General features: G+C 61.0%; 18 protein-coding genes. 5 read left to right on the plus strand and 13 right to left on the minus strand.

All coding sequences use genetic code 11. The features are described from left to right. Positions 1 to 198 precede the first annotated feature (198 nt). From gltP to AB4O09_RS00600, 4 genes are all read right to left on the minus strand, one after another. Positions 199 to 1,530, minus strand: a complete 1,332-nt coding sequence (gene gltP, locus AB4O09_RS00585) for a glutamate/aspartate:proton symporter GltP (protein WP_003196253.1) — start codon at positions 1,528 to 1,530, stop codon at positions 199 to 201. A gap of 701 nt (positions 1,531 to 2,231) precedes the next feature. Continuing rightward, entirely contained in the window at positions 2,232 to 2,696 is a 465-nt protein-coding gene (locus tag AB4O09_RS00590) for an inhibitor of vertebrate lysozyme family protein (protein ID WP_003196251.1), read from the minus strand. Between the two features lie 2 nt (positions 2,697 to 2,698). Beyond that, positions 2,699 to 2,863: a DUF1328 domain-containing protein gene (locus AB4O09_RS00595; protein ID WP_003177151.1), complete on the minus strand. Its 165-nt coding sequence runs from the start codon at positions 2,861 to 2,863 to the stop codon at positions 2,699 to 2,701. A gap of 81 nt (positions 2,864 to 2,944) precedes the next feature. Next, the gene (locus AB4O09_RS00600) at positions 2,945 to 3,265 is read right to left on the minus strand and encodes a hypothetical protein (protein ID WP_003196249.1); all 321 of its coding nucleotides are present in this window, start codon (positions 3,263 to 3,265) and stop codon (positions 2,945 to 2,947) included. A 438-nt stretch (positions 3,266 to 3,703) separates the two neighbouring features. On the opposite strand from AB4O09_RS00600, the gene algB reads away from it, so the two are divergent. Together algB and AB4O09_RS00610 are read left to right on the plus strand one after the other, a co-directional pair. Further along, on the plus strand, positions 3,704 to 5,050 hold the full coding sequence (gene algB, locus AB4O09_RS00605) for a sigma-54-dependent response regulator transcription factor AlgB (RefSeq protein WP_003196247.1): 1,347 nt from the start codon (positions 3,704 to 3,706) through the stop codon (positions 5,048 to 5,050). Between the two features lie 10 nt (positions 5,051 to 5,060). Further along, complete coding sequence (locus AB4O09_RS00610) at positions 5,061 to 6,851, plus strand: ATP-binding protein (RefSeq protein ID WP_043042351.1); 1,791 nt, start codon at positions 5,061 to 5,063, stop codon at positions 6,849 to 6,851. Positions 6,852 to 6,870: 19 nt separating this feature from the next. Here AB4O09_RS00610 and AB4O09_RS00615 read toward each other — a convergent pair whose 3' ends face one another. From AB4O09_RS00615 to AB4O09_RS00645, 7 genes are all read right to left on the minus strand, one after another. After that, the gene (locus AB4O09_RS00615) at positions 6,871 to 8,484 is read right to left on the minus strand and encodes an EAL domain-containing protein (protein WP_003196243.1); all 1,614 of its coding nucleotides are present in this window, start codon (positions 8,482 to 8,484) and stop codon (positions 6,871 to 6,873) included. Between the two features lie 75 nt (positions 8,485 to 8,559). Next, positions 8,560 to 9,339, minus strand: coding sequence for an N-acetylmuramoyl-L-alanine amidase (locus tag AB4O09_RS00620; protein WP_003196241.1), 780 nt, complete (start codon positions 9,337 to 9,339; stop codon positions 8,560 to 8,562). Between the two features lie 103 nt (positions 9,340 to 9,442). Beyond that, the gene (locus AB4O09_RS00625) at positions 9,443 to 11,551 is read right to left on the minus strand and encodes a GGDEF domain-containing protein (RefSeq protein ID WP_460107854.1); all 2,109 of its coding nucleotides are present in this window, start codon (positions 11,549 to 11,551) and stop codon (positions 9,443 to 9,445) included. Beyond that, positions 11,548 to 12,426: an endonuclease/exonuclease/phosphatase family protein gene (locus AB4O09_RS00630; protein WP_003196237.1), complete on the minus strand. Its 879-nt coding sequence runs from the start codon at positions 12,424 to 12,426 to the stop codon at positions 11,548 to 11,550. Before AB4O09_RS00630 ends, AB4O09_RS00625 begins: the two co-directional genes overlap by 4 nt. Positions 12,427 to 12,441: 15 nt before the next feature. After that, entirely contained in the window at positions 12,442 to 13,083 is a 642-nt protein-coding gene (locus AB4O09_RS00635) for a thiol:disulfide interchange protein DsbA/DsbL (protein WP_003196235.1), read from the minus strand. A gap of 198 nt (positions 13,084 to 13,281) precedes the next feature. Then, positions 13,282 to 13,893, minus strand: coding sequence for a c-type cytochrome (locus tag AB4O09_RS00640; RefSeq protein WP_003196233.1), 612 nt, complete (start codon positions 13,891 to 13,893; stop codon positions 13,282 to 13,284). Positions 13,894 to 13,939: 46 nt separating this feature from the next. After that, a complete protein-coding gene (locus AB4O09_RS00645) occupies positions 13,940 to 14,230 on the minus strand; it encodes a c-type cytochrome (RefSeq protein ID WP_003196231.1) in 291 nt (96 codons plus the stop codon). A 191-nt stretch (positions 14,231 to 14,421) separates the two neighbouring features. Between AB4O09_RS00645 and yihA the strand changes: the two genes are divergently transcribed. After that, positions 14,422 to 15,063, plus strand: coding sequence for a ribosome biogenesis GTP-binding protein YihA/YsxC (gene yihA / locus AB4O09_RS00650; protein WP_003196227.1), 642 nt, complete (start codon positions 14,422 to 14,424; stop codon positions 15,061 to 15,063). Positions 15,064 to 15,486: 423 nt separating this feature from the next. Here yihA and polA read toward each other — a convergent pair whose 3' ends face one another. After that, entirely contained in the window at positions 15,487 to 18,255 is a 2,769-nt protein-coding gene (gene polA / locus AB4O09_RS00655) for a DNA polymerase I (RefSeq protein ID WP_038857337.1), read from the minus strand. Positions 18,256 to 18,329: 74 nt separating this feature from the next. Between polA and AB4O09_RS00660 the strand changes: the two genes are divergently transcribed. Together AB4O09_RS00660 and AB4O09_RS00665 are read left to right on the plus strand one after the other, a co-directional pair. After that, positions 18,330 to 18,617: a DUF2782 domain-containing protein gene (locus AB4O09_RS00660; protein WP_013691951.1), complete on the plus strand. Its 288-nt coding sequence runs from the start codon at positions 18,330 to 18,332 to the stop codon at positions 18,615 to 18,617. A 59-nt stretch (positions 18,618 to 18,676) separates the two neighbouring features. Next, positions 18,677 to 19,627: a homoserine kinase gene (locus AB4O09_RS00665; RefSeq protein ID WP_003196221.1), complete on the plus strand. Its 951-nt coding sequence runs from the start codon at positions 18,677 to 18,679 to the stop codon at positions 19,625 to 19,627. 138 nt (positions 19,628 to 19,765) lie between these two features. Here AB4O09_RS00665 and znuA read toward each other — a convergent pair whose 3' ends face one another. Continuing rightward, positions 19,766 to 20,695, minus strand: a complete 930-nt coding sequence (znuA, locus tag AB4O09_RS00670) for a zinc ABC transporter substrate-binding protein ZnuA (protein WP_038858841.1) — start codon at positions 20,693 to 20,695, stop codon at positions 19,766 to 19,768. Between the last annotated feature and the right edge of the window lie 34 nt (positions 20,696 to 20,729).

Raw genomic sequence — 20,729 nt, forward strand, 5'->3', positions numbered from 1 at the left:
GACCCTGTGGGAGCCGGGGTTGTTCAGAATCTTTGCGCCTGACAAAAATTCCTGTGGGAGCCGAGCTTGCTCGCGATGACGTCGGATCAGTCAGCATTGATGTTGGCAGACACACCGCAATCGCGAGCAAGCTCGGCTCCCACAATGGCCGGGGTTGTTCAGGCTCTTTGCTGCTGGCCCGAACTCCCACAATGGATCTCAACGGCTGGAAGTTTCCCCCGCCGGCAGCGGCTCTTTGCTGCGCCAGTGCGGCAGGGAGTTCCAGTAGCGCTGGCCCTTGGCATCGTCGTACATGCCTTCCCAGCGGGAGATGACCAGCACGGCCAGGGCGTTGCCGATGACGTTCAGGGCGGTACGGGCCATGTCCATGATGCGGTCGACACCGGCGATGAAGGCCAGCCCTTCCAGCGGAATGCCCACGCTGCCCAAGGTCGCCAGCAGCACCACGAACGACACGCCCGGCACGCCGGCGATGCCTTTGGAGGTGACCATCAAGGTCAACACCAACAGCAATTGCTGGCTGATGGACAGATCGATGCCGTACAACTGGGCGATGAAAATCGCCGCGATGCTCTGGTACAGGGTCGAACCGTCAAGGTTGAACGAATAACCGGTGGGCACCACGAAGCTGCAGATGGCTTTCGGCGCGCCGTAGGCTTCCATCTTCTCGATCACGCGCGGCAGCACGGTTTCGGAACTGGCGGTGGAATAAGCCAGCACCAGCTCATCCTTGAAGATGCGCATCAGCTTGAGCACCGAGAAGCCGAACAGGCGGGCGATCAGGCCCAGCACCACGAAGGCGAAGAAGGCGATGGCGACGTAAACCAGGATCACCAGTTTCGCCAGCGGCAGCAGCGACGCGAAGCCGAAGTTGGCGACTGTCACCGCGATCAGGGCGAACACGCCGATCGGGGCGTATTGCATGATCATGTGGGTGACCTTGAACATGCTTTCCGACACGCCCTGGAACATTTTCACCAGCGGATCGCGCAGGTCCGATTGCAGGCTGGACAGGCCCAGGCCGAACAATACGGAGAAGAAAATGATCGGCAGCATCTCGCCACGCGCAACGGCGGCGAAGATGTTCGACGGGATCAGGTTGAGGATGGTCTGGATGAACGCATGCTCATGCTGGACTTCCGCGGCCGTGGCCTGGTACTTGGAAATATCCACAGTGCCCAGGGTGCTCATGTCGATACCGCTGCCCGGCTGGAAGAAGTTGGCCAGCAGCAGGCCGACGACGATGGCGATGGTGGTGACGACTTCGAAGTAAAGGATGGTCTTGAGACCGATGCGCCCGAGCTTCTTGGCATCACCGACCCCGGCAATGCCGACGATCAGCGAGGAAATCACGATCGGGATCACGATCATCTTGATCAGACGGATAAAGATATCGCCCGCCGGTTGCAGCACATTGCTGATCCACCAGGCCTTCTCGGCACTGAAATGGTTGAGCAGCGCGCCCAATGCAATCCCGAGCACCAGACCGATGAGGATCTGCCAGGCGAGGCTTAGTCGTGCCTTCTTCATATTGTTACCCTTACTTCAGTTGGACTCGGACAGTGGCGCGAACGGATCGTCGATGACGAAAAACATTCATGCCCCTGCCCCCGTATAAGGTCACCCCGAGCGCGTTAGCGGCTTACTGGCAGGCGAAAAAAGGCGCAACTATTGCGATGCAAGGGGGGCTCGTCTAATGCCGTAAACGCCTACCCTATGCCGAATCGGCATGAGATTTTTCAAACGAAACCCGCCTTTCACGCGGTTCGAATACGACATTTATGCAGGCATAAGTGCCGTGAACCGGCCATTTCAGCGTAGCTGGGCTTTCTCTCGCAAGTGTGGGGAACCGATGAAACGGCAGCGAATCGAGACGCGGCCCATGGGAGAAATTGCCTCGGCATTCTCCGATATACGGTCAACAAATGGGGGATAAATCGGCGGGAGGAGACAAAATGCCGCATCGCGGAGCGCATTGCAGCGGCCAATCGACCAACCGCTCTGACCCGCGTCTTTGCGTCACGAAGCTCTACGCAAGTTCGCCAAGCCGTGATGACTTTGCGAACTTGCGTCGCAGCTTTTACCTGACCCGGCCCTTTCGCAGGCACCCCTTGTGCCCGTAGGTCACTCCGACTTTCATCAGTCAGAACGTCCCAGCCCCCTGGTCATGCACTGGCCCTCCTCGGGCTGTGCAGCAGAGAAAAGCAGGGCTGCTTTTCCCATTTTCAGAATCAGTACCAGTTCGGATCTTTCTTGAGTTGTTCCATTAACAGTTTCTGCATACCTTCATCGGGCTTGCCGAGGAAACGGTAGTCGGCATGCCGCGTCGGAGACTTGTCGGCTGGCAGCCCGGCTGGGACTTCCACCAACATGGCATAGGCCTCGTCCTTGTCGAAACTGAAGGCAACGATCAGGCGCTTGCTGCGACACGTTGCCTGGGTTTCACACAGCGGTCCCACCAAATACTTGTCGCCATCTTCCTCGACAGCATTCATCTGGTCCGAATCGCCCGACAGGTTCATCACCCATTCGGGCAGGCGTTCTTCTTTTTTCACGACGTGCTGCCAGGTCTCGCGGTATTGCGGGTCGGCCTCCAGCAACTGGTTGACGCGCATCTGCCCGTCATTGGCAGCCATTGCCATGGCACTGCCGCCCAGCAACAGGGCGGCGGCCAGTCCTTTGAATGAAACGCTCATGGTCAGCCTCGGCCACGACGGCCAAAGAAGAAGGAAGCGATGAACATCACCAGGAACACAACAAAGAGAATCTTGGCGATGCCCGTGGCGGTGCCTGCGATACCACCGAAGCCCAGTACGGCGGCGATGATGGCAATGATCAGGAAGGTAATTGCCCAGCTCAACATGGTGATTCTCCTTACGCTTTTCTATTTAGTGAAGGTCTTGCGGTGATGGTTCCGGCGCAATGGACGACCGGTTCATCGGGGTTAAAACACCCAGCGCTCTTCACGCGGCATGGCGTTCAATGGCTGAGCCTGGTCGACATCCATCATGCGCATTGAAGCGGACGCTTCTTCAAGGCTGCTGACGGCGCTGAAATGGGTTTGAGGGGCACGGTGAATCGACACCTGTGGTGCTTCGGGCTGTTGGCTTTCATGCCAGAGCAACCATTGCTGGCCCGTTACGAGGGTAACCAGCAGCGCCAGGGCAGCCCATACGCCCTGCTGGAAATGCAGGGAAGAGAGGCGCAATTGGACGGCACTTTTAAAGTGGGCGGGGCCAAATTGAGCGACACTTTGACGATTCATCCTGGAATTCCTCCCCACCCGAGTGCGGTGATCTGGTTGAGGCGCACTAACGCCACGTTGACCAGAGCATTGCAGTCGCCGTGCCAGGATTTTTTATTAGATAAACACCTTTAAAATCAATAAGTTAATTAATGCATGCAACGTACCGGGAGCGCATCCTGCACGATGACGCAAGCGGCAGTCGTGCGTATTGCACGAATACCGGAGAAAAGGCGTAAGGTGGTTTTGGAATTTCCTGTCAGACACAGCCGTCGGAATCAGCGATGCGAACCGTCCGAACCGGACGAATCATAAAAAAAGGAACTCAAATCAGTCTTTTAGGAGTCAGACGTCCACAGGGCCATTCTCGGTGAGTAATATCCCCTCAGAATCGACCATGCAACTTGCCCGATTTTTCTGACACTAACCAACATCATTCATTAAAGGAGCGTAGGAAAAATGGAATCCGCCACTGAGCACCAAGGCCGCATTCTGCTGGTAGACGACGAGTCCGCCATCCTGCGTACGTTCCGATACTGCCTGGAAGACGAAGGCTATAGCGTCGCCACCGCCAACAGCGCCGCCCAGGCCGATGCACTGCTGCAACGCCAGGTGTTCGATCTGTGTTTCCTCGATCTGCGCCTGGGGGAGGACAACGGCCTGGATGTCCTGGCACAAATGCGTATCCAGGCACCCTGGATGCGCGTGGTCATCGTCACCGCCCACTCGGCAGTCGATACCGCGGTCGATGCGATCCAGGCCGGGGCGGCCGACTATCTGGTCAAGCCTTGCAGCCCCGATCAATTGCGCCTGGCGACCGCCAAGCAATTGGAAGTACGCCAGCTGTCGGCAAGGCTCGAAGCCCTTGAAGGGGAAGTGCGCAAACCCAAGGACGGCCTCGACTCTCACAGCCCGGCGATGAAAGTCGTCCTGGAAACCGCGCGTCAGGTCGCCAGTACCGACGCCAACATCCTGATCCTCGGCGAGTCCGGCACCGGTAAAGGCGAGCTGGCCCGGGCGATCCATGGCTGGAGCAAGCGGGCGAAAAAGTCCTGCGTCACCATCAATTGCCCGTCACTGACCGCTGAACTGATGGAAAGCGAATTGTTCGGCCATAGCCGTGGGGCTTTCACAGGCGCCAGCGAGAGTACGTTGGGTCGGGTCAACCAGGCCGACGGCGGTACGCTGTTTCTCGACGAGATCGGCGATTTTCCCCTGACGTTACAACCCAAGTTATTGCGTTTTATCCAGGACAAGGAATATGAGCGGGTAGGGGACCCAGTCACCCGTCGTGCCGACGTGCGGATTCTCGCAGCGACCAACCTCAACCTCGAAGACATGGTGCGCGACGGACGTTTTCGCGAAGACCTGCTATATCGCCTGAACGTCATCACCCTGCACCTGCCGCCATTGCGAGAGCGCGCCGAAGACATCCTGACCCTGGCCGACCGCTTCCTGGCCCGCTTCGTCAAGGAATACGCGCGCCCGGCCCGGGGCTTCAGCGACGAAGCGCGCGAAGCGCTGCTAGGCTATCGCTGGCCGGGCAACATCCGGGAACTGCGCAACGTGGTCGAGCGCGCCAGCATCATCTGCCCGCAGGAAAAAGTCGAAATCAGTCATTTGGGCATGGCCGAGCAACCGGTCAACAATGCGCCGCGCATCGGCGCCGCACTGAGCCTCGACGAATTGGAAAAAGCCCACATCGGCGCGGTGCTGGCCACGGCCGACACCCTCGACCAGGCGGCCAAGACCCTGGGTATCGATGCCTCCACGCTGTACCGCAAACGCAAGCAGTACAACCTGTGAGCGAGACTTTATGAAACTGGCGATGAAGCTGCGCACACGACTGTTTCTCAGCATCTCGGCCCTGATCACCGTGGCCTTGCTGGGATTGGTGCTTGGCCTGGTCAGCGTGATGCAGATGGCCAACACCCAGGAACAATCGGTACGCGACAACTTCATCCTGCTGGACCTGGGCCTCAAGCTGCGCCAGACCCTCGGCGATCAGTTGATGATCATGCTCGACGACAAGCCCGACCTGGCGGCGCTGGAGGCCTCCAAGCAGCAATACCTGGCGCTGATCGACGAGGGCATCGCCCACGAACAGGGGCTGGACGATGCGGCAGTCAGCTTCAGCAAGGCCAAGGCCGACTACATTGATTTTTTTGACGCCTTCACCGCGTCTCGCCAGCAGGCGAACCAGCTCACGAACATCAAGGAGCTCACCGAAAAATTCAACGTGCTGCGTAATGGACTGATCGAGGGCTATCGCCAGGCCCTGACCAACATCAGTGAAACCCAGAATCGCGCCCGTGAACGCGCGATGTGGATTTCCGGACTGCTGGGGTTGGTGGGGTTTGCGGTGCTGATCATCGGGTTTATCACGGCCCATGGCATTGCCCGGCGTTTCGGCGCGCCGATCGAGGCACTGGCCGCAGCGGCGGACGACATCGGCCAAGGTAATTTCGAGGTCACGCTACCCGTTTCCTCGGCCGCTGAGTTGAATCTCCTGACCCGTCGCTTCGGGGTCATGGCCGAGGCCTTGCGTGAGCATCAGGCCACCAACGTCGATGAGCTGCTCGCCGGCCAGCAACGTTTGCAAGCGGTGCTCGACAGCATCGACGACGGCTTGCTGATGATCGACCGCCAAGGCCAGCTGGAGCACCTCAACCCGGTAGCCCAGCGTCAATTGGGCTGGGATGAGGAACGCCTGGGCCAAGGGCTGGGCGAGGCGCTGGGACGCCTTGAACTGGATGAAGAATTGCACCTGGTCCTGCGCGGTGGAAGCCTGGAGCGCGCGCCGGAAGATCTGAGCATCGAAGTGGATGGCGAGTCGCGGGTGCTCACCTACAGCCTCACCCCGGTCAGCCATACCCAGGGCCACATTCTCGGCGCGGTCATGGTGCTGCATGACGTCACCGAACAACGCGCCTTCGAACGGGTGCGCAGCGAGTTCGTCTTGCGTGCTTCCCATGAGCTGCGCACGCCCGTGACGGGCATGCACATGGCCTTCGGCCTGTTACAGGAGCGCCTGCATTTTTCAGAGGAGTCGCGCGAGGCCGACCTGCTCAACACCGTCACCGAAGAAATGCAGCGGCTGATGCAGCTCATCAATGACCTGCTGAACTTCTCTCGCTACCAGAACGGCCTGCAGAAGCTGACCCTGGCGCCTTGTTCCATCGACGAGCTACTGGAAGCGGCCCGGCTGCGGTTTGCCGAGCAGGCCCAAACCAAGGGTATCGAGCTGCTCGTGGCGATCCAGGGCCCGCTCCCGCGCCTGCATGCCGACGCAGCGCAACTGGATCGCGTGCTCGATAACCTGATCGATAACGCCATGCGCCACACCGCCGAAAACGGCCAGATCCGCTTGCAGGCCCGGCGCCATGGCGAGCGGGTGATCATCAGCGTCGAAGACAACGGTGAAGGCATTGCCTACGGCCAGCAGGGACGGATCTTCGAGCCTTTCGTCCAGGTCGGACGCAAGAAGGGTGGTGCTGGCCTCGGCCTGGCGCTGTGCAAGGAGATCGTCCAGCTCCACGGCGGGCGCATGGGCGTTTATTCAAGGCCGGGGCAGGGCACACAGTTCTACATGGCGCTGGCAGTCTGAGCTCATGGCCTGAGCAGACTCAGGCTTCATCATCAAGACGGCGGCCACGCAGGCGCCGGCCACGGGTAATCAGTTCAATGAGCTGAACCGCGCTGAGGGCATGGGCGAACAGCCAGCCCTGGCCGAACCTCACCCCTTCGCTGCTCAAATAGGAAGCCTGGGCTTCATGCTCGATGCCTTCGGCTATCACCTTGAGTTGCAGCGCATGGGCCATGCGAATGATGTGCGGGGCCACACCGCTGCTGGCGGCATCGTGGCCCAAGGCATCGATGAAGGCCTTGTCGATTTTCAGGCAGTCCACCGGCAGGGTTTGCAGGTAGGCCAGGCTGCAATAACCGGTGCCGAAATCGTCGATCAACACTTGGTGCCCGACGTCGCGCAGCGATTGCAGGTTATCCCGGGCGACCAACACATCGACCAGCCCACGCTCGGTCACTTCGAAGGCAATCTGGTGCGCCGACACGCGATGCAGCGCCAGCAGGCGGGCGATCACTTCGCCAATACGCGGCACCATCACATCGCAGGCCGCCAGATTCACCGAGATATACAGCTGCGGATTGGCCCGCAACACCTGGCCCAATTGATCGAACAGCCGCTGCAGCACGAAATCGGTGATCTGGCGAATCTGCCCGGTGTTCTCGGCCATCGGGATAAACAAGTCCGGGCTGGTCAGGGTGCCGTCCGGTCGTCGCCAGCGCAGCAAGGCCTCCGCCCCGACACAGTTGCGGCTGCTCAGGTCGAAAATCGGCTGGTAAAGCACCTGCAATTCACCACGCCGGATGGCCCCGTGCAGTTCAGCGTCCATGGACTGGCGCTGGCGCGCCAGCAGAAACACCTGGAAACCAATCCCCAAGCCCAGCATCAGGCTGATGGGCAGCATCCACCAGGCATTGGCCGGAACCTGAAAACCCTTGCGCGGGGCGATCAGCACCAGTTGATAGACCGGGCTGTCGGTCGGCATCCGATAGATCAGCCGGTTCTGCGTCACTTGCAAGGCATTGTGGCTTTTCGGTGGCCAAGGCTCGACCGGCGGCCAGTGTTGGTCCGTCCCGAGCACGGGAATGGCCCGTTTACCGTTATCCAGGACCACCAGCAGGCTGCTGCCCGGTGGTAAATCGACCACATCGGTCAAATGCCCGCGGGACGTGGCCACCCGAAAGTTGCCGCGGCCCAGCATCAAGGCGGCGCGGTCTTCGTCGGGCTCTGTGGTGGTGTTGAGCCAGTAATTGTAGGTCGGCCCGCGGATGTCGGGCGGGCGGGTCACTGACAAGCCGCTCTGGCGTGGACGATTGGAGCAGACGCCGCTGCCATCGATATACACCGCCTCGTAGACAAAACGGTAGTTGAAGCTGACCTGTTGCAATGTAGCGATCATGTCGTCGTTGCATCCGCGCAACGGCTGGTTTTGCAGGTCGTCGAGGCTTTCACGCAGTTGCCCGAAAAGCTGTTCCAGGCGCTGCAGAAAGCGCTCGCCCTGGGCATTCATCTGGTCGCTTTCGCGCTGCTGGATCTGCTGCACGACCACGAGCAGACTCCCCGCCAGCAGCAGGACGGTACTTAGGGCAGTAGCCACCATCGCCAGGAAAACGGGGCGATGGAGCCAGCTGTGGAGGGTTTCGCGGGCAGCCGTCATCATGGGTAATCCGAAAGTTACCAATGAGTTATAGCTTCTGATTTGGATTTGGCCCGATTCGTCAGACGGGCGTCATTATTTTGTCTGGTTGAGCACCTGCAGGATCGCCGCGCTTTGCGCATCCGGCATGCCATCGAAGCGGGTCGGTCGGTAGTGCATCTGGAAGGCGGCCAGCACATGGTGGGTGGCCACGTCCCACTCGCCGGTCTGGGGCGTTGGGTAACCCAGGCGGGCCAGCTCGGCCTGGAACCAACTGGCAGGCGGCAGCTGTGGCGCGAAGACGGCCTGCTGGCGGGCGACGGCCTGTTCGTCTGGCCAGACTCCTAAACCAGCTTGCGCCAGGCGCTTCCAAGGGAACAGCGGGCCCGGATCGAGCTTGCGTAGAGGCGCGATGTCGCTGTGGCCGATGATGCTGCGCGGGTTGATGCCGTTGCGCTGGATGATGTCCTTGAGCAATACGATCAAGGCCTGGACCTGGGCTTCGCTGTAGGGATACCAGAGGCGCCCGGTGGGTGTGTCGACAAAACCCGGATTGACGATTTCGATGCCGATGGAGCTGGAATTGAGCCAGGTCCGGCCTTCCCACTCACTTTCCCCGGCGTGCCAGGCGCGTCTGCCTTCATCCACCAGTTTGTAGATGGTCGCGCCTTTATCGTCGCCGATCAGGTAATGGGCACTGACTTCGCCATGGGTCAGCAGGGCCAGTGAGCGCTCCAGGGAAGCCGAGGTGTAATGCACCACCACGAATTGGATGCGGTTGTCATGGTTGACGGAGGGGTGACTGGTGTCGAGCCGCGGGCCGCTGGTGCAGCCGGCCAGGATAAATAAAGACACAATGAGCGAGAAAAATTTCATGGCGGAAGGCAATACGCACTGGGAGTAATGCAACAGTGTAACGTATTGCCTCGCGATGATCCGGTGCGCGCGGCGATATTAAACAAATTGGAACAATTAGCCCTTAGCCCAATTCCACATGGTTGCGCCCGGAATTTTTTGCCCGATAAAGCGCCTGATCGGCTCTTTTAAGCACCAAATCGCTATGTTCGCCAGGTTTGAAGGCGGTCAGGCCAATGGATACCGTCACCGTCACCGGCTCGCCCTTGAAATGAAACGGACAGGCTTCGATGGCCAGGCGCAGCGCCTCGGCCAGCTTGGCGCCGGCCACCAGGGGAGTGTTGGGCACCAGCAGAACAAACTCCTCGCCACCAAAACGCGCAATGAAATCGCCGCCACGCAGGCGTTTACGCAGGACCGAGGCGATGAGTTTCAACACCCGGTCACCGGCCAGATGGCCATAGTTGTCATTGATGCGCTTGAAATGATCGAGATCGAGCATGGCCAGCAGCAAGCTGTTGCCGTGTTGCTGCCACTGGGCGACTTCATGCTCCAGGCGCTCGGACCAGGCGGCGCGGTTGGGCAGCCCGGTGAGCGGGTCGATCAGGGCTTTTTGCCGCTGCTCCTCGAGATTCTCCCGCACGACCTGGGCATCCTGCTCCATCAGCGCAACGCGATCGGCCAGGCTTTTCAGGCGGGTCGAAACCTCCTGCTCGCGTTGATCACGTTGCTGGCGGTGGTGGTCCATCGTACCGAGCAAGCCTTCGAGGTGATTCTCGAGCACCTGCTTGAGGCTTTCCAGGTCATCGGCTTCCTTCACGCTGCTTTGCAGGCCGTCCACCTGTTCACGAATCTGGGTGTCCATTTCCCTGGAGGCCGACAGGTTTTCGGCGTGGTCTTCACTGGCGGCCTGCAGGCTGCTCTGGAATGACTCGAGCCGATCGTTGAGGCGCTGCAGGTACGCTTCGAATTCATGCTGGCCGGTGTCCGTGATGGCCAGCATCAGCACGGCCAGATCATCGAGGATCGGCAGCAATTCGTACCAGTTCAAGCCATTGCGCAGACGCTCACACATGGCTTCGGCTTGTGGTCGATGACGCTCGGGCAAGGTCAGGTCGCCCAAGAGGCCCAACAGCGTGTCTTCGATATGCTTGGCGACCGAGCTGTAGGACGGCTCCGGCGAGTCGGGCAGGGCGTATTGGGCGTCAGCCACATCGACGCCTTCCAGGGGCTCGTCGAGCTCCGCAGGCGGCAACGAGGGGGCGGGCAGGGCCTGGGTAGGCTCCTCGGGCATCAGCTCGTCGGGATTCTCGAGTGCGGGTGCCACAACCGGGCGTTCTTCGGCGACCGGCGTCGGCGGCGGCGCGGGCTCGGTCGCCTGGTCGTCCGGTTCAATGGCGGGCTGAACCACTTCGGCTGCAGGTGTTGGAGCGGGTGCTGGAGCGATCTCGAGCTGCGGCGCAGTCAGGGCAACCGGTTCGGGCGTCGTCTCCAACGCTGGCGCTTGCTCCGCCACCGATGGCTGCGGTGCTGGTGCTGGTGCTGGTGCTGGTGCTGGTGCTGGTGCTGGTGCTGGTGCTGGTGCTGGTGCTGGTGCGACGGATTCTGCGGCCATGGCCGGCGCCACGGCTACGGGCAGGGCAGTTTCCGACGCAGGTGCCACGCTGGCCTGGGCAGGCTCGTGGGGCCGTGGCGCCGCGTCCTCATGGCCTTGGCCACCAAACAGCCGTTGCAGCAGGCCGGGGCGACTCGGTTCGACAGGGGCATCCAGGGCACTGAGTGCCTTGCCTTGCAAACCGCTCAATTCGCTGAGCAACAGCGGAATCTCCCGGGCCTGGCCGGCCCGATCCTCCAGTTGCTTGGCAAACTTCTTCAGCGACCGGCTGACTTCTTTGGGCAGCGGCAGGCTCTGCAACTGGGCAACCAGGGCGATCAACGCGGTGCTCGTCTGTTCGACCCGGGTTTCGCGGCGCTGTTCGGAATCGAGTACGGCTTTCTCCAGGCGCGGCAGCAGGGCAGCGAGGCCGGCATCCATGTCATTGGTGCGCACCACCTCGCGCATCTCTTTCATGCATTGATCGACAGCCCGGTCAGTGCCCTCGGCGGCCAGGGTGCTGCGCACCAGGCCACGACGCAGCAAGTCGAGCCGAGCCTCCCAACGGCGCTCAAGCTTTTCCTGCTGTTCGATACTCTTGAGGTACTTCTCTCTCCAGCGTTCAGCATCGTCGCTCATTCATCGGATCCGCGAGGGGCAGGACTCAGCGCGGGGAATGCATCGGCCGTGAGCGAACCTGGCAAACGAATTTCTACCGCGACCGGCAGGTGATCGGAAATGGGTTGGGCCAGCACCTCGACGCGTTCGAGGGTCAGGGTCGGGCTCAACAGGATATGGTCCAGGCAGCGCTGGGGGCGCCAGCTGGGGAATGTCGCTTCCAGTTGTGGGGCGAGCAGGCCGAGATCGCGCAGGGGCGAAGTCTGCAGCAAATCGGTGGCATGGGTGTTCATGTCGCCCATCAGCACCTGGTGCTTGTAGCCGCCGATCAGCTCGCGAATGTACGCCAGTTGCATCGTCCGGGTACGCGCTCCGAGCGCCAGGTGCATCATGACCACGACCAGCGCCTCGGGACCTTCGCCGAAACGCGCGAGGATCGCCCCGCGGCCCTTGGGGCCCGGCAGCGGATGGTCTTCGATCGCCCACGGGCGCAAGCGGCTCAACACACCATTGCTGTGTTGGCCGAGACGTCCGAGGTTGCGATTGAGTTGCTGGTACCAGTAGGGAAAGGCGCCCAATTGGGCCAGGTGTTCCACCTGGTTGACGTAGCCTGAGCGCAAGCTTCCGCCGTCGGCCTCTTGCAGGGCCACCAGGTCGAAGTCCTTGAGCAGGTCGCCGATTTTCTGCAGGTTACCGGCACGCCCGGTGTGCGGCAGCAAATGTTGCCAGCCGCGAGTCAGGTAATGCCGGTAGCGCTCGGTGCTGATACCCACCTGGATATTGAAACTGAGCAGCCGCAAGCGGCTGTCGCCAGGCAAGCCCGTGGACATGACATGATGCTCGTTGACCCGCGGCTCATGCAGGCCAACGATGCGTTCGGTGCTCCAGCGGGCCATGGGCGTGGGCCGCGCTTAGTTGGCAGCAGCCTTGGTGGCCGCTCGCTCTTTGGCGATCAGCTGGTCGGCCAGCTGCAGCGCTTCATTTGCGCCACCGGCGGAGCCGATGTCAAAGCGGTACTTGCCGTTGACGATCATGGTCGGTACGCCAGTGATTTCGTATTTCTTCGCCAGTTCCTTGGCCTTGTTGATCTGGCCCTTGATGGCGAAGGAGTCGAAGGTCGCCAGGAACTTGTCCTTGTCGACACCCTGGGTGGCGAGGAAATCCGCCATCTCTTCTTTCTTGACCAGCTTCTTGCCTTCTTTCTGGATCGCGTTGAATACCGCCGCGTGAACCTTGTGCTCGACGCCCATGGATTCGAGGGTCAGGAACATCTGGCCGTGGGCGTCCCATGGGCCGCCGAACATGGCAGGAATGCGTACGAAGTTAACGTCTGACGGCAGCTTCTCGACCCATGGGTTGATGACCGGCTCGAAAGCGTAGCAATGCGGGCAGCCGTACCAGAACAGCTCCACGACTTCGATCTTGCCAGGTGCCGCCACCGGAACGGGGTTGGTCAATTCGACATAGGGTGCGGCGGGCTTTTCAGCGGCTTGGGCAGTTACGCCGAACAGGCTGGCGGCGACGAGCGCGGCGCTGATGATCAGATTACGCATGCTTTACTCCTGGACAATGAGGGGGCCTCGCAGGACCTGTTTCTAAGACAGACCGTGGCGGGTTCAAGTTCTCTAGTGTAACGGCAGCGGCCACAAAAAAGGGCGGCCAAAGCCACCCTTTTGATGCTCGCATCGACAGATTAATCGAGCGTTAACGTTGCAAGGGATGTACGCCCCTCGCAACGCCAGCCAAAGGCCTCAGTGCAGGCCCTGGATGTAGCTGGATACCGCGGCGATATCTTCGTCGCTCAGCTTTTTCGCAATGCTCTGCATCGGCTTGGTATCGCCGTCGTTGGTCCGGCCACCGTCTTCTTTGCGGAAGTCGGTCAGCTGCTTGCCTACGTACTGGGCATGCTGGCCGCCCAAGTGCGGGAAGCCGGCTGCAGCGTTGCCTTTGCCGTCAGGCGAGTGGCAGCCGGTGCAGGCTGGAAGCCCTTTGTCCAGGTTGCCACCGCGAAAGAGCGCTTCACCACGGGCCACGAGCTTGGGATCGGCGGCGCCAACGCTGCCTTTCTGGCTGGCGAAGTAGGCGGAGATATCAGCCAGGTCCTCATCGCTCAGGTTGGTCAGCAGGCCGGTCATTTCCAGCACCGTGCGCTTGCCGGACTTGATGTCGTGCAGTTGCTTGTTCAGGTAACGTTCGCCCTGGCCCGCCAGTTTCGGAAAGTTGGGCGCCATGCTATTGCCATCCGGGCCGTGGCAGGCTCCGCATACGGCCGCCTTCGCCTGACCGGCAGCGGCATCGCCAGCGGCGTGGGCTACGCCGGATATCCCCAAGGTCAACAGCAGACTCACGATCAGTTTGTTCATCAGCTAATCCAACTACGGCTAAGGGTTAAAGAGTTATGGACCGGGTTCACTCGCTCATCCACTGGATGATGGCTCGGTAATCCTCGGCACTGCAGTCCATGCACAAACCACGCGGCGGCATCGCCTTGAAACCCTGGGTCACGTGTTGCACCAGCGTCTCCATACCTTTCGCCAACCTCGGCGTCCAAGCTTCCTGATCGCCCTTGCGGGGCGCCATGGGGAGTTGGCCGGAATGACAGGCACCACAAACACGGTTGTACACAGCTTCCGGATCCTGTGTAGCCTGAGCGCTGTAAAGCGGCATCAAGACACCGGCAGCTAGCAGCCATTTCGTCATAAAACGACCTTTTCAGGGTTGGGAACGAGCTGCGTTCTAACGCGCAATTTCGGTCGGTCGCTCCCGTGAACTTCATCCTACGCTGGGACAAAGCGCACACAAAATCTGCGGCATTATATACTGGCGTCACTGAAACGGAAACGACACAGCTTGCCGCGTCCATTCCCGACGCCGCCCACATCGGAAATCCCATGCAACTGAAGAACCCCATCCTCGGCCTGTGCCAACAGTCCACCTTCATGCTCAGCGCCGCCAAAGTCGATCAATGCCCAGACGACGAAGGCTTCGAAGTGGCTTTTGCCGGGCGTTCCAATGCCGGCAAATCCAGCGCGCTGAACACCTTGACCCACGCAAGCCTGGCACGCACCTCGAAAACCCCCGGTCGCACGCAGCTCTTGAACTTCTTCAAGCTAGACGATGAACGGCGTTTGGTCGACCTGCCCGGCTACGGCTACGCCAAGGTACCGATCCCGCTCAAGCAACACTGGCAGCGTCACCTGGAAGCCTACCTGGGCAGCCGCGAAAGTTTGAAAGGCCTGATCCTGATGATGGACATTCGCCATCCGATGACCGACTTCGACCTGTTGATGCTCGATTGGGCGGTCGCCAGCGGCATGCCGATGCACATCCTGTTGACCAAGGCCGACAAGCTCACCTACGGCGCGGCCAAAAATACCTTGCTCAAGGTGCAGTCGGAAATTCGCAAGGGCTGGGGCGACGCGATCACCATCCAGCTGTTCTCGGCGCCCAAGCGCATGGGCCTGGAAGAAGCCTACACGGTGCTGGCCGACTGGATGGAATTGGCGGACAAGGGCAGCGAAGAGGCCGAATAAGCCAAATCGCAGGCAAAAAAAACCCCGGACTTCTTATGGGGAGGGGGAAGTTCGGGGTCCAAGTTCCGGACCGCTAGGGCGGGGTCCAGATATCTGCCAACACTTAACACAACATAGGAGCATTGAAGGGCTTCACCAGCCTTTCAAAATCTCTGAGTGGCAATTCACGGGTTTAGTTCAGATTATTTTTGGAAATAACTGTAGGAATCTTCAGAGCTAATGACGCCGTGCCTGGATTTTCGGTGACTCGGTGTGGCATGGGTTGGCTGGGCTGACGCCATCGCGAGCAAGCTCGCTCCCACAGGGTGTTGAGCTCGATATCCGGCTCGACACAAAACCCGCGTGGGAGCGAGCTCGCTCGCGATGACAATCGTCCATTCCCCGCAGCCCTATCAGCCGACACCAATTCCCTGTGCTAGGGAATCAGTGCGCCTCGTCCCAGTTATTGCCCACGCCCACTTCCACCAGCAGCGGCACGTCCAGCGTGGCGGCGGCGCTCATGTGCTGGCGGATTTCGTCGCGTACCTGGTCGACCAGGTCTTCACGCACTTCCAGCACCAGTTCGTCGTGTACCTGCAGGATGACCTTCGCATCCAGCCCGGACGTTGTCAGCCAGCGGTCCACAGCCACCATGGCTTTCTTGATGATGTCAGCCGCCGTGCCCTGCATCGGCGCATTGATGGCCGTGCGCTCGGCGCCTTTGCGCAGGGCCGGATTTTTCGCGTTGATGTCCGGCAGGTACAACCGGCGACCGAAAATGGTTTCGACAAAACCTTGCTCGGCCGCCTGGGCGCGGGTGCGTTCCATGTACGCCAGCACACCCGGGTAGCGGGCGAAGTAGCGGTCGATGTAAGCCTGGGACTGCTTGCGATCGACGCCGATCTGCTTGGCCAGGCCAAACGCGCTCATGCCGTAGATCAAGCCGAAGTTGATCGCCTTGGCGCTGCGGCGCTGGTCCAGGGTGACGGCTTCCAGCTCAACGCCGAACACCTCGGCAGCGGTGGCCCGGTGCACATCCAGGTTATGGCGAAACGCATAAAGCAGGCCTTCGTCCTTGGCCAGGTGCGCCATGATCCGCAGTTCGATCTGCGAGTAGTCCGCCGCCAGCAGCTTGTAGCCTTTCGGCGCAACGAACGCCTGGCGGATGCGTCGGCCTTCGGCCGTGCGGATCGGAATGTTCTGCAGGTTCGGGTCGATGGACGACAGGCGCCCGGTCGCGGCGACGGCCTGTTGATAATTGGTATGGACGCGGCCCGTGCGGCTGTTGATCTGCTCCGGCAGGCGATCGGTGTAGGTGCTCTTGAGCTTGCTCAGCGAGCGGTACTGCATCAGCACCTTGGGCAGCGGGTAATCCTGCTCTGCCAGCTCGGCGAGCACCGCTTCGGCGGTGGACGCCTGGCCCTTGGCGGTTTTGCTGAGCACCGGCAAGCCGAGCTTTTCATACAGGATCACACCCAATTGCTTCGGCGAGCCCAGGTTGAATTCCTCGCCGGCGATGGCGAACGCCTCACGCTCCAGTGCCACCAGTTTCTCGCCCAGCTCGACACTCTGCACACCCAGCAGGTTGGCATCGACCAGCGCACCCTGGCGCTCGATGCGCGCCAGGACCGGCATCAGCGGCATTTCGATGTCGTTGAGCACCGTGCCCAGGCTTGGCGTGGCGGCCAGCTTTTCCTGCAAAGCCTGATGCAGGCGGAAGGTCACGTCGGCGTCTTCGGCGGCGTAAGGGCCGGCCAGTTCCAGGGAGATCTGGTCAAAAGTCAGTTGCTTGACCCCTTTGCCCGCAATGTCCTGGAAATCGGTCTTGCTTTGGCCCAGGTACTTGAGCGCCAGGCTGTCCATGTCGTGGCGGGTCGCGGTGGAGTCCAGCACGTAGGATTCAAGCATGGTGTCGAAGGCGATGCCCTGGACCAGGATGCCGTTGTTCTGGTCGCCACCGATGGCGCAGTTGGCCAGGATGTTGGTTTCGAACTTGGCGTGCTGGCCGACCTTGAGCTTGTTCGGGTTTTCCAGCAGCGGCTTGAGCGCCTTGAGCACCGTGTCGCGGTCCAGTTGCTCCGGCACGCCCATGTAGGAGTGGGTCAGCGGGATGTAAGCCGCCTCGAAAGGGGCCACGGCGAACGACAAACCGACGAGTTGCGAATGCTGGGCATCGCCGCCGTTGGTTTCGGTGACGAAGGCAAACAGCGGCGCTTTGTCCAGTTTGGCCAGCCACGCGTCGAAGCGCGCCTGATCGAGGATGACCTCGTACTTGGCCTCGGCAGCGCCGGGCTGTTCTTCGGCAACTTCGACGATCTCCTGGCCGGCACGCTTGGCGTCCCGCTGGTTCTCTTCGAACCAGCTCTTGAATTCCAGCAGCGTGTACAGCTCGGCGAGTTTCTCGTGATCGGGCGTGCCCATTTGCAGGTCGTCGAGGCCGACATCCAGCGGTACGTCGGTCTTGATGGTCGCCAGCTCGTAGGAAAGCAACGCCATTTCCTTGTGCTCTTCGAGCTTGGCGGCCAGGGTCTTGGCGCCACGGATCGGCAAGGTGGCGACGATGTCCAGTTGCGCATACAGCTCGGTCAGGCCGCCATTGACGCCCACCAGCAGGCCGGAAGCGGTCTTCGGTCCGATACCCGGAACGCCCGGGATGTTGTCGGAAGAATCGCCCATCAACGCCAGGTAATCGATGATCTGCTCGGGAGCGACGCCAAACTTCTCCTTCACGCCAGCCACGTCCAGGGCGCTACCGGTCATGGTATTGACCAAGGTAATGTGCCCGTCGACCAACTGCGCCATGTCCTTGTCGCCAGTGGAGATCACCACCGGACGGTCGGCCGCCGCGCTGCTGCGGGCCAGGGTGCCGATCACGTCATCGGCTTCGACGTTGTCCACGCATAGCAGCGGGAAGCCCAGGGCCTTGACGCTGGCATGCAACGGCTCGATCTGCACGCGCATGTCGTCGGGCATGCTCGGGCGGTTGGCCTTGTATTCGGCGTACAGCGCATCGCGAAAAGTCCCACCCTTGGCGTCGAAGACCACGGCGAACGGACTGTCTGGATACTGCTTGCGCAGGCTCTTGAGCATGTTCAGTACGCCCTTGACCGCACCGGTCGGCAGGCCTTTGGACGTGGTCAGCGGTGGCAGCGCGTGAAAGGCGCGGTACAGATAAGAAGAACCGTCCACCAGGACGAGGGGGGCTTGGCTCATGAGCAGGATCAACCTTTTCGGCGGGTCCGGGGCTAGAATAGCGGGACCGTTGACGACAAAGGGACAAGGTTATCATGCGTACACTAAATCGCCTGTTACTGGCTGGCTTGTTTGCAATCACCCCGTTGGCCGTCATGGCGGCGGATGACGCCCCCTCGGCGGACCCGGACGTCACCATCCGGACCGAAGGAGATAAAACCATTCAGGAGTATCGGCAAAACGGATTTTTGTACGCGATCAAGGTCACGCCCAAGCACGGCAAGCCTTATTTCCTGGTACGCGCCGATGGCACTGATGCAAACTTCATCCGCTCGGACCAGCCGGATATGCTGATCCCTTCGTGGAAAATCTTTGAGTGGTAGTACCGCTCTGCACTTCAACCGGCGCCCGCTGAAGGGCGCCCGTACTGGCAGTTTTAACCATGTCTGTGTTCACGCCCCTGGCTCGGCCCGAGCTGGAAACCTTTCTCGCCCCTTATGGGCTTGGCCGCCTGCTTGATTTCCAGGGGATCGCCGCCGGCAGCGAAAACACCAATTTCTTTATCAGCCTGGAGCAGGGCGAATTCGTCCTGACCCTGGTCGAGCGCGGTCCGGTGCAGGAAATGCCGTTCTTCATCGAACTGCTGGACGTGTTGCATGACGCCGACCTGCCGGTGCCCTACGCCTTGCGCACCACCGACGGCGTCGCGCTGCGAGAACTGGCGGGCAAGCCGGCACTGCTGCAACCGCGCCTGGCCGGCAAGCACATCAAGCAGGCCAACGCCCAGCACTGCGCCCAGGTCGGCGAGTTGCTGGCGCATCTGCACCTGGCGACTCGCGACAACATGATCAAGCGCAAGACCGATCGCGGCCTGGACTGGATGCAGGAGGAGGGCGCCAAGCTGCTCTCGCACCTCGACGCCGAGCCGCGTCGGCTGCTCGAGGCGGCGCTGGATGAAATCGCCCTGCAGAAGGTCGGCATCCTGGCGCTGCCGCGCGCCAACATCCATGCCGATCTGTTCCGCGACAATGCGATGTTCGAAGGCACGCACCTGACCGGGCTGATCGACTTCTACAACGCCTGCTCCGGGCCGATGCTGTATGACGTGGCCATTGCCTTGAATGACTGGTGCTCGGACGACGACGGCATGCTCGATGGCCCCAGGGCGCGAGCGCTGCTGGGCGCCTATGCGGCGCTGCGACCGTTTACCGCCGCTGAGGCGCAACTGTGGCCGACCATGCTGCGCGTGGCGTGCGTGCGGTTCTGGCTGTCGCGGTTGATCGCCGCTGAATCCTTTGCCGGGCAGGATGTGTTGATTCACGATCCGATGGAGTTCCAGCAGCGCTTGGCGCAGCGGCAGACGGTTCACACGGTGTTGCCTTTCGCCCTTTAAACAGCATCGCGAACAAGTCTTGCTCCCACAGCAGTAAGCGACTGTTCCTGTGGGAGCAAGGCTTGCCCGCGATGAAGGCGATGAAATCTTTCAGAAATCGAGTCGCCTATGTCGCGAGCAAGCTTTGCTCCCACAGGGTTACAACGACTCCAGACACCCCGCCAGATCATTCCCCAATTTCTCCAACAACTGCTCATACCCCTGCGCCGTCGCCGGGGTATAGCCGCCCAGTGCATCGAGCTCCTCCAGCTTCACCGGCAACCCGGCCACCAGGGTTTCGGCCAGGCGCGGGCGCAGGGGCGGTTCGCTGAAGACGCAGGTCTTGCCCACGGCCTGCAAGCGCGTGCGCATTGCCGCCACATGCTGGGCACCGGGCTGGACTTCGGCGGCCACGGCGAACACCCCGGCGTGCTTGAGGCCGTAGTTGTCTTCGAAATAGTCGAACGCCTCGTGGAAGACGAAATACGGCTTGCCCGCGACCCCGGCCAGACGCGCCTTGAGGCGTGTGTCCAAGGCATCGAGGCGCTGGTTGAAGCCCTTGAGGTTGCTCTGATAGCGGGCCGCGTTGGCCGGATCCGCCGCGCTCAGGTCAGCCGCCATCTTGGCAGCAATCACCCGCGCATTGAACGGCGAGAGCCACAGGTGGGCATCCACCGTGCCGGGGCGATGGTCGTGATCGTGTTCATCGGCGTCATGGTCATCATCTTCGTGGGACGCGCTGTCCTGGGCGAAATGACGCAACTTGAGCCCCGGCAAATCCTGGATGGCGACGGAGGGCTGCGTGCGACCGTTCAACACGCGCGGCAGAAAGCCCTCCATATCGGGGCCGATCCAATACAGCAGGTCCACCGACTGCACCTTGCGAACATCCGATGGCCGCAACGCATAGTGATGCGGCGAAGCCCCTGGCGGCAGCAACACCTCTGGAACGGCCACGCCGTCCTGCACGGCGGCGGCAATCAGTTGCAGCGGCTTGACGCTGGTGAGCACCTTGACGTCGGCCTGGGCCGGGCCAATCAGTAGAAAACTTGCGACAAAAACGACAAAGAGCGAAAAAAATCGGGACACGATGACCACTCGTAGAGGCGAGAACGGGTAACAT

Source organism: Pseudomonas sp. H1_F01 (genome assembly GCF_054681425.1).